Genomic DNA, 9,308 nt, shown 5'->3' with positions numbered 1-9,308 from the left:
GCAGTCGAGCATGGCTCGACTCTACAAGGCCAGATCCAACGCAGTCGAGCGTGGCTCGACGCTACAGAACTACTTGGCTGACACCCGCCACACCACGTCGCCCACGTCATCGGCGACCAGCAATGCACCCTCGGCATCCATGGCCATGCCCACTGGCGCGCCCATCAGCGTCTTCTCGTCCTTGGAGGCGAAACCACTGACCACGGTCTGCGGCCGCCCGGTCGGCTTGCCGTCCTTGAACGGTACGTAGACCACTTCGTAACCGCTCAATGGTGAGCGATCCCAGCTGCCGTGCTCGCCGATGAAGGCGCCGCCGTGGTACTGCGCCGGCAGTGCCTGGCCGGTGTAGAACAGCAGGCCCAGCGGTGCCACGTGCGAGCCGATGGCGTAGTCCGGCGTGATGGCTTTCGCCACCAGGTCCGGCCGCTGCGGCTGCACGCGCTCGTCCACGTGCTGGCCGTAGTAGCTGTAGGGCCAGCCGTAGAAGCCATCTTCCTTCACCGAGGTGAGGTAATCAGGCACCAGGTCGGCACCGATCTCGTCGCGTTCGTTTGCCACCGCCCACAGCTTCCCGGTGCTCGGCTCCCAATCCAGCCCGGTCGGGTTGCGGATGCCCGACGCAAAGATGCGGCTGCCACGCGTGGCCACGTCCACTTCCAGCACCACCGCGCGGCGATATTCAACGGCCAGGCCGTTCTCGGTGATGTTGCTGTTGGAGCCCACGCCCACGTACAGCTTGCTGCCGTCACGGCTGGCCAGCAGTTCCTTGGTCCAGTGGTGGTTGATGGTGCTGGGCAGGTCGGTGAACTCGCGGCCCTTGTCGGACATGCGGGTTTCGCCCGGCACGTAGTGGTACTGCATGATGTTGCCGGTGTTGGCCACGTACAGCGTGTCGCCGATCAGCTGGATGCCGAACGGCGAATGCAGGCCTTCGATGTAGACATGCTGGGTCCAGTTGTTCGTGCCCGGCGTGCGGCGCAGCAGGGTGACCCGGTTGCCGCCCTTCCCGGCCTTGCCCGAGCGCGCCTTCACCTTGCCGGCGATCCACTGCTTGGGCGTGGTGACCGGTTCTTCGCCGGGGCCATTGCCCTCCACCACCAGTACATCGCCGTTGGGCAGCGTCAACAGTCGCCGCGGATGCTGCAGGTTGGCGGCGATGCGTTCGATCTTCAGGCCTTCGGCCACGGTGGGTGACTGCCCATCGGCCCAACCCACGCCACGAGGCACCTGCATCGGCGGCATCAGGAAGTTCTTAGGTGCTGGCAACGGCGGCTTCGCACCGGATTGGTCGGTGGGGTGGTACTCGGCCTTGCCCGCGCAGGCCGACAGCATCACGGCCAGCGCCAGGGCGCCCACGGTGGGCAGGATGTGCTTAGCCATGACGACCTCCCTGCAGCACCGGCGGCTGCAGCGACAGCAGGATCAGGCCCAGCGCGATCAGGGCCACGGTCAGCGCCGACAGGATCGTGCCCGGCACGGCAACGGCATACGCATCGCGGCTGTGCACGAAGGCATTCCAGATCGCCAGCAGCACCGCGACCAGGTTGAGGAAGAAGTCGATACGGTCGATTCGCGTGGCGGTGCCGTTGCGGCGCCAGACCGTGAACAGGTTGATCAGGCGCGGAATGATGGCGATCAGCAGGCCGAAGGTGATCAGCCAGGCGGCGGCCTTGCCCCACATCACCTCGGCGCTGTTGAGATAGATCGCGTCGAAGATCAGCGCGCCGACGAAGAAGCCGAAGGGTATCGGGTTCAACAGGCTGAACAGCGTGGTGCCGAGGCCGCGATGGGCCTGGGCCAGAGGGTTGACCATCATCGTGCTCCGATGCGGAAGGGTGCACGGGCTGTAGTAGCACAGCCGGATGTGAGGGGGCGCGATGATGCCGGGTAGATCCACGCCATGCGTCGATACGCGTGCCAACCAAGGTGGGCACCTACCAGATGCGGGCCGCTGCAGTCGTCATTACCCCACGGCATAAGCGTTTGTGACGCAATCGGCACATCTGCAGATTGGGAGTGTGAAGAGGTAGGGGGTTGTTCGTTGTGTCGCGTTTGGCTCGTTGCGATGGGGCAGTTCCGCCCCGCCGTCCTGCCATGCCGATTCACAACAGAAGGATTCGTGTATGAAGCGACACACGCAACGCTCCGCGCCACCGCGCTCCGCGCGCCTGGCCCTTGCCACTGCCCTGGTGCTGGGCAGCCTGGCCGTCACCGCCCAGGCCCAGCAGGCCGATCCGCTGGCCGGGCGTCAGTGGCATCTGCTCAACACCGGACAGGCCGTACTGGGCGATACCCTGCCGGTGGCTGGCAACGATCTGAACGTGGATGGCCTGTTCCGCAATGGCATCCGTGGCCAGGGCGTCACCATCGCCATCGTCGATGACGGCCTGCAGATCGCACACCCGGACCTGGCCGCCAACGTTGCGGCGGTCGCGGGCAAGAACTTCGCCAACCAGAGCAACAACCCCTCACCGTCCAATCCGGACCGCGACAATCACGGCACCATGGTCGGCGGCATCGCCGGTGCGGTGGGTGCAAACAATCTGGGCGTGCGCGGCGTGGCCTCGGCGGCCACCCTGAAGGGCTTCAATTTCCTGGCCTCCAATGCCCAGGGCAATTCGAATTCCAACATCGAGTACTCGTGGTGGGACGGCGCCGAAGTGGCCGACGTAGGGGTCTTCAACAACAGCTGGGGCTCCAGCCCGGGCAACCCCAACCTGCCGCTCGCCTATAGCCAGAACGACATCGCCGCCTATGAGCAGGCCATGTCCGGCACCCGTGGCGGGCGCGGTGGCATCTACGTGAAGGCCGCAGGCAACAATCACAACAACGGCGCACGCTCGGATGGCACCGACATCTGCTCGGCAGACACCAAGAACCGCAACACGGGTTGCATTCCGGCCGGCCGCGACCCGCGTAACAACCTGTTCAACGTGATCACCGTTGCCGCCGTGCGCGCCGATGGCGTGCGCTCTTCCTACTCGTCCACCGGCTCGGCGCTGTGGGTGTCCGGCTTCGGCGGTGAGAATGGTTGGCAGCGGCAGGTCGTGCCGGGGCAGCTGGCGATCCGCTACGATCCGGCCATCCTTACCACCGATGTCACCGGCTGCGCGCAGGGCAGCAACAAGAACACGAGCCTGCGCAACACCTTGGACGGCGACCAGTCTGCCATCGACAGCACCTGCAACTACACAGGCAAGATGAACGGCACTTCGGCGGCCACGCCGATGGTGTCGGGCGTGGCGGCACTGCTGCTGGAGACCAACCCGAACCTGTCCTACCGCGATGTGAAGTACATCCTGGCCACCACCGCCACCCGCACCGATCCGAACCGGGCAGCGGTGACCCACTCCGACGGCCGCGTGCTGGTGCCGGGCTGGACGGTGAATGCCGCCGGCCGTGCCTACAGCAACTGGTACGGTTTCGGTGTGGTCAATGCAGCACGCGCGGTACAGGTCGCAGAGGACTTCCAGCCGCTGGGTGCACTGGTGGATAGTGGCTGGCGCAACACGACGCGCACTGTGGCCATCGGCAATACCTCGGCGGCCGCGGCGCGCCTGACCTTCCAGCTCGCCAACGGTGCACGCAACATCGAGAGCGTGCAGCTCGGCTTCCGCGTCAACCACAGCAACACCCGCCAGCTGCAGTTCGTGCTGATCTCGCCCAGTGGCACCCGCAGCGTGGTGCAGCCGGCATTCACTGCCATCGGCTCTGGCCTCAACGGCGTGCAGCGCAACTTCACCAACTGGGACCTGCTGTCCAGCAATGCCTTCCTGGATGAGAACGCCACGGGCACCTGGACACTGGAAGTAACCGACCTGGGGCAGGCCGCGAACGCAGCATCGCGTGGCAACCTCGAATTCTTCAAGATCCGCGTTCTGGGGCACTGATGATGAAGACGACCATTCTGTTGAGCACCCTCGCCCTCGCGGCGATGACCACCACCGCCTGGGCACAGAGCTCGGGCCAGACACCTCCGGCGAAGACCTTGTCGACCGTAGACACGCAACAGTTGAAGGCGGAGGCCACTGGCCGTTCGTTCAATGTGGGCGGCTCGCGCTTCCAGCTGGCACCGTCGGCAACCGTGCAGCAGGCCAGCGGCGGCCAGTTCCGGATCACCACCGGGGCTGATGCCAGCGCGGCGGCCGTCGGCACCCGCAGCAAGCGGTCCACGGATGCGTCTACCGGTGTGGCCGCACGTGCGGATGCCGGTGCCAGCAAGTTTGCGGCCGCTGTCTCCAACGATGGCGCACCGGTCGTGGCGACCTCGCGGGTCAAGGTGTTCTTCACCGATGCGGCTTCGGCGCAGCGTGCGGCCACCGCCACCGGCGGCACCGTGGTGAAGGTATCCAAGGCCTCGGGCCGCGCGATTGTGGAGTATCCGTCGGTGAACGCGGCACTGGATGCGACCACCAAGCTGCTGTCGACTGCCGGCATCAAGGCAGCCGAGCCGGACGTGGTGCAGTGGGAAGAAACCAAGTAAGGCGTTGAGTGGTGCCCCCGGCCGGTTGGCTCTCCTGGCCGGCCGGGGGATTGGTGTGTGGGGGTGTGCCGACCAACGGTCGGCATCCACCAGATTCATTCACCGCGTGTCGACCAAGCTCGACACCTACCGGGCGGCGAGCGTGTCGCTTTGCTTGAGGTGGCAGCTGGCCAGCGGGCCGTTGCCGGCGGCCGGATGGCCAGGCTCCAGCAGCAGGCGCTGCACGTCCGAGAACAGCTTGTCCACCGGCATGCCGTAGGGCGCGAACAGGCGCAGACGGCCTTGGCGATCAAACACGTAGCCGCCGGCGATATGGCTCATGGTGTAGGTCTCCGGCACCTGGCCGGGTTCCTTTTCGTAGAACGCCTTGAAGTCGCTGGCCATCGCGGCCAGTTGTGCTTCGTTGCCGACCAATGCGATCGCCTTGGGGTCGAACGCTTCCACGTAGGTGCGGGCGACTTCGGGCGTGTCGCGTGCGGGATCGACGCTGACGAACACCACCTGCAGCTGGTCGGCATCCTTGCCCATCAGGTGCTTGACCTGGCTGAGCTCGACCATGGTGGTCGGGCACACGTCCGGGCAACTGGTGAAACCGAAGAACAGATAGGTCACCTGTCCCTGCAGGTCCTTCGGCCCACGCACGGTGCCGTGGCTGTCGGGCATCGACCACTGCTGGCCGAGCTCTTCGCAGGCGATGTCCTTGGAATAGAAGTCCATGCGCGACTGCGCACTGCAGCCGGCCAGCAGGCCGATGGCCAGGCCTGCCAGCAGCGGCAGGCGGAAACGGGGAGAGAACAACGAACGGGCAACAGCAGCAGGACGCTTCACGGGTACCACCAACGCAGACGCGGGCGGGGTCTCGGTCAGGCCTGCCCGTGGGGGAAAGAGGACGGAGGTGCCGGGGTGATCGCGCGGTCCATGCCGATCACCCCGGCCACGGTCAGTTGATCATCATGTGGTAGTGCATGCTCCAGATGATCCAGACCGACAGTGCGACGACGATGAACAGGATCACCAGGGTGAACACGAAGCTGGCCAGGTTCCAGCCACCTTCGGACTTGCGGTCCATGTGCAGGAAATAGACCAGCTGTACCAGGATCTGCGCCACCGCGAAGCCGACCAGCAGGAACAGCGTGAGCGGCCGCGACAGCACCGGGTTCATCACCAGCGCGAACGGCACCACGGTCAGCAGCGCGCACAGCACGAAGCCGATCAGGTAGGACTTGGTGGAGCCGTGCGCATTGCCGGCGCGCGAGGTTTCGACGTGGGCCATGTCAGAAGGCTCCGATCAGGTAGACGAAGGTGAAGACGCAGATCCACACCAGGTCCAGGAAGTGCCAGAACAGGCTCAGGCACGACACGCGGGTGATGTTGGTCGGGGTCAGGCCGCGGCGGTAGACCTGGTGCATGACCACCGCCATCCAGATCAGGCCGCTGGCCACGTGCAGGCCGTGAGTGGCGACCAGCGCGAAGAACGCCGACAGGTAGGCACTGGTGCTGGGGCCTGCGCCTTCGTGGATCAGGTGCGAGAACTCGTAGATCTCCATGCCGATGAACGAGGCACCGAGCACGAAGGTCACGCCCAGCCAGCGCAGCACTGCCGAGGTATCGTGGCGATGCATCGCCAGCACGGCCTGGCCGTAGGTGATGCTGGAGACCAGCAGCAGGAAGGTCTCGGCCATCACGAACGGCAGCGAGAACAGCTCCTTGCCGGTGGGGCCGCCGGCGTAGGCGGTGCTGAGCACCGCGTACGAGGCGAACAGCGAACCGAACAGCACCAGGTCGGACATGAGGTAGACCCACATGCCGAACACCTTCATGCCGCCCTGTTCGTGGCCATGGTCGTGTTCGTGGTGGTCCTCGTGCGCCTGCGTGTCGCTGGCCAGCTCGGGGCGGGTCAACAGGTTCATGCGCGTACCTCCTTCAGCTTGGCCAGGTTGGCCGCTTCGGTGCGCGCCACCTCTTCGGAACTGACGTAGTAGTCCACGTCCTCGTCATAGGACCGCACGATCAGGGTCACGATCATCGCGATGAAGCTGGCTGCGGCCATCCACCAGATGTGCCAGACCAGGGCGAAGCACAGCACCAGGATCCAGATGTTGAGGATCAGCGGCACGCCGGTGTTCTTCGGCATGTGGATCGGTGCGTACTTCTTCGGCGGCGGCGGCAGGCCACGCTTCTTCGCTTCGTGGAAGGCATCCAGCTCATCGGCCTTGGGCACCACGGCGAAGTTGTAGAACGGCGGCGGCGACGGCGTGGCCCATTCCAGCGTGCGTGCGTTCCACGGGTCACCGGTCAGGTCCAGGTTGCGCTTGCGGTCGCGCACGCTCACGTAGATCTGTACCAGCATCAGGATGATGCCCGCGAACACGAACAGTGCACCGATGAAGGCGGCGATCAGGTACGGCGTCCACGCCGGGTTGTCGTACTGGTTCATGCGGCGGGTCATGCCCATGAAGCCGAGCATGTACAGCGGCATGAAGGCCAGGTAGAAGCCGATCACCCAGCAGGCGAACGACCACTTGCCCAGGCGCTCGTTGAGGGTGAAGCCGAACACCTTCGGGAACCAGTAGGCGAAGCCGGCCAGGTAGCCGAACAGCGCGCCGCCGATGATGGTGTTGTGGAAGTGCGCGACCAGGAACAGGCTGTTGTGCAGCAGGAAGTCCGCGCCCGGAATGGCCAGCAGCACGCCGGTCATGCCACCGATGGTGAAGGTGACCAGGAAGGCGATGGTCCACAGCATCGGCACGCTGAACTCAACGCGACCGCCGTACATGGTGAACAGCCAGGTGAAGATCTTCACGCCGGTGGGAATGGCGATGATCATCGTCATGATGCCGAAGAAGGCATTGACGCTGGCACCGGAGCCCATGGTGAAGAAGTGGTGCAGCCAGACGATGAACGACAGGATGCCGATCGCCAGGGTGGCGCCCACCATCGACTTGTAGCCGAACAGCTTCTTGCGCGCGAACGTGGCGGTCACTTCAGAGAAGATGCCGAACGCCGGCAGCACCAGGATGTACACCTCCGGATGGCCCCAGGCCCACACCAGGTTCACGTACATCATCGGGTTGCCACCCAACGTGTTGGTGTAGAAGTTGAAGTCCAGGTAGCGGTCCAGGGTGAGCGCCCCCAGCGCCACGGTCAGGATCGGGAAGGCGGCGATGATGATCACGCTGGTGACCAGCACGGTCCAGGTGAACACCGGCATCTTCATCAGGGTCATGCCCGGCGCACGCATGCGCAGGATGGTGATGAACAGGTTGACGCCGGTCAGCAAGGTGCCGATGCCCGAAGCCTGCAATGCCCAGATGTAGTAGTCCACGCCCACGCCTGGACTGAACTCGATGCCCGACAGCGGCGGATAGGCCACCCAGCCGGTCATGGCGAATTCGCCAACGCCCAGCGAGATCATCATCAACGCGGCGCCGACCACGAAGATCCAGAAGCTGAAGGCGTTGAGGAACGGGAACGCCATGTCGCGCGCGCCGATCTGCAGCGGCACGATGATGTTCATCAGGCCGACCACGAACGGGGTGGCCACGAAGAAGATCATGATCACGCCGTGCGCGGTGAAGATCTGGTCGTAGTGCTCAGGTGGCAGGAAGCCGTCACTGCCCGGGCCAGCCGCGGCCAGCTGCGCGCGCATCATCAGCGCATCGGCAAAGCCGCGCACCAGCATGACCAGCGCTACCACCACGTACATGATGCCGATCTTCTTGTGGTCCACGGTGGTGAACCAGTCACGCCACAGCGGGCCCCACAGCTTGAAGTACGTCACCGCGCCGAGCAGCGCGAGGCCACCCAGCACCATGGCCGCCAATGTGACCACGACGATCGGCTCGTGCAGCGGCACGGCCTCCCACGTCAATTTACCCAACATGTTCGTTACTCCTGGGAAACCTGGGCACCGCCGGCAGCGCCCGCCGGGGTCGCAGCAGCGGTGTTCTCACCAACGCCGATGAACTGGTCGATGACCTTCTTGAACAGCAGTGGTTCAACACTGGAGAAGTGCTGCACCGGTGCGTTCTTCGACGGTGCGGCCAGCGCCTTGAACTGCGTGAAGCTGAGCGCGTCCGGCGCGCTGCGCACCTCGGCCACCCAGCGCTCGAAGTCTTCGTTGCTGCTGGCGGTGGCGATGAACTTCATGTTCGAGAAGCCATGCCCGCTGTAGTTGCCGGACATGCCGCGGAACTGGCCGGGCTCGTTGGCGATCAGGTGCAGCTGCGTGCGCATGCCGGCCATCGCGTAGATCTGCCCACCCAGCTGCGGGATGAAGAAGGTGTTCATCGTCGAGTTGGAGGTGATGTTGAACGCCAGCGGGCGGTCGACCGGGAAGTTGAGCTGGTTGACCGTGGCGATGCCGAGGTCCGGATACACGAACACCCACTTCCAGTCGGTGGCGATCACGTCCACGTGCAGCGGCTCACCGGCCACGTCCAGCGGCTTGTAGGGGTCCAGCTCGTGGGTGGACTTCCACACGATCACCGCCAGCACCGCGATGATGATCAGCGGCACGCCCCAGACCACGATCTCCACTTTGGTGGAGTGCGACCAGTCAGGCATGTATTTGGCTTTGGTATTGCCGGCGCGGTAGCGCCAGGCGAACACGAAGGTCAGCACGATGGCCGGTATCACCACGATCAGCATCAGGCCGATGCAGATCAGGATCAGGTCGCGCTGGGCGAGCCCGACCATGCCCTTCGAATCCAGCAGCACCCAGTCACAGCCCGACAGGCCGACGCAGGCCAGGGCGACCAGCGCCAGGCGGATGCGGTTCCAGCAGATATTCATTGGAGGTCAACCCTGTTGAAGAAGCGCGCTT

General features: G+C 64.8%; 9 protein-coding genes. 2 read left to right on the top strand and 7 right to left on the bottom strand.

All coding sequences use genetic code 11. The annotated features are described in order from the left end of the window. Positions 1 to 69: 69 nt before the first annotated feature. Positions 70 to 1,380, bottom strand: a complete 1,311-nt coding sequence (locus ABE423_RS06320; RefSeq protein WP_346485397.1) for a sorbosone dehydrogenase family protein — start codon at positions 1,378 to 1,380, stop codon at positions 70 to 72. Beyond that, the gene (locus tag ABE423_RS06315; protein WP_180866041.1) at positions 1,373 to 1,813 is read right to left on the bottom strand and encodes a DUF2231 domain-containing protein; all 441 of its coding nucleotides are present in this window, start codon (positions 1,811 to 1,813) and stop codon (positions 1,373 to 1,375) included. The genes ABE423_RS06320 and ABE423_RS06315 overlap by 8 nt, the downstream gene beginning before the upstream one ends. A 310-nt stretch (positions 1,814 to 2,123) precedes the next feature. Here ABE423_RS06315 and ABE423_RS06310 point away from each other — a divergent pair, with 310 nt between their 5' ends. Both ABE423_RS06310 and ABE423_RS06305 read left to right on the top strand, forming a co-directional pair. After that, positions 2,124 to 3,890, top strand: coding sequence for a S8 family serine peptidase (locus tag ABE423_RS06310; protein WP_049400824.1), 1,767 nt, complete (start codon positions 2,124 to 2,126; stop codon positions 3,888 to 3,890). Next, entirely contained in the window at positions 3,890 to 4,483 is a 594-nt protein-coding gene (locus ABE423_RS06305) for a hypothetical protein (protein ID WP_006399785.1), read from the top strand. Before ABE423_RS06310 ends, ABE423_RS06305 begins: the two co-directional genes overlap by 1 nt. A 126-nt stretch (positions 4,484 to 4,609) precedes the next feature. Here the strand turns inward: ABE423_RS06305 and ABE423_RS06300 are convergent, their stop codons facing one another. From ABE423_RS06300 to cyoA, 5 genes are all read right to left on the bottom strand, one after another. Continuing rightward, positions 4,610 to 5,281, bottom strand: coding sequence for an SCO family protein (locus tag ABE423_RS06300; protein WP_346485403.1), 672 nt, complete (start codon positions 5,279 to 5,281; stop codon positions 4,610 to 4,612). Positions 5,282 to 5,423: 142 nt separating this feature from the next. Then, on the bottom strand, positions 5,424 to 5,756 hold the full coding sequence (gene cyoD / locus ABE423_RS06295; protein ID WP_006399830.1) for a cytochrome o ubiquinol oxidase subunit IV: 333 nt from the start codon (positions 5,754 to 5,756) through the stop codon (positions 5,424 to 5,426). A 1-nt stretch (position 5,757) separates the two neighbouring features. Then, positions 5,758 to 6,393, bottom strand: coding sequence for a cytochrome o ubiquinol oxidase subunit III (gene cyoC, locus ABE423_RS06290; protein WP_005414759.1), 636 nt, complete (start codon positions 6,391 to 6,393; stop codon positions 5,758 to 5,760). After that, positions 6,390 to 8,366, bottom strand: a complete 1,977-nt coding sequence (gene cyoB, locus ABE423_RS06285) for a cytochrome o ubiquinol oxidase subunit I (RefSeq protein WP_006474876.1) — start codon at positions 8,364 to 8,366, stop codon at positions 6,390 to 6,392. Before cyoB ends, cyoC begins: the two co-directional genes overlap by 4 nt. A 5-nt stretch (positions 8,367 to 8,371) precedes the next feature. Then, complete coding sequence (cyoA, locus tag ABE423_RS06280; RefSeq protein ID WP_071227643.1) at positions 8,372 to 9,277, bottom strand: ubiquinol oxidase subunit II; 906 nt, start codon at positions 9,275 to 9,277, stop codon at positions 8,372 to 8,374. Positions 9,278 to 9,308: the final 31 nt, after the last annotated feature.

This window comes from Stenotrophomonas sp. TWI1409, assembly GCF_039673015.1.
GTDB lineage: Bacteria > Pseudomonadota > Gammaproteobacteria > Xanthomonadales > Xanthomonadaceae > Stenotrophomonas > Stenotrophomonas maltophilia_A.
Note: the sequence above shows the minus strand (reverse complement) of the source record. Positions and strands in the feature narration are given on the sequence as shown.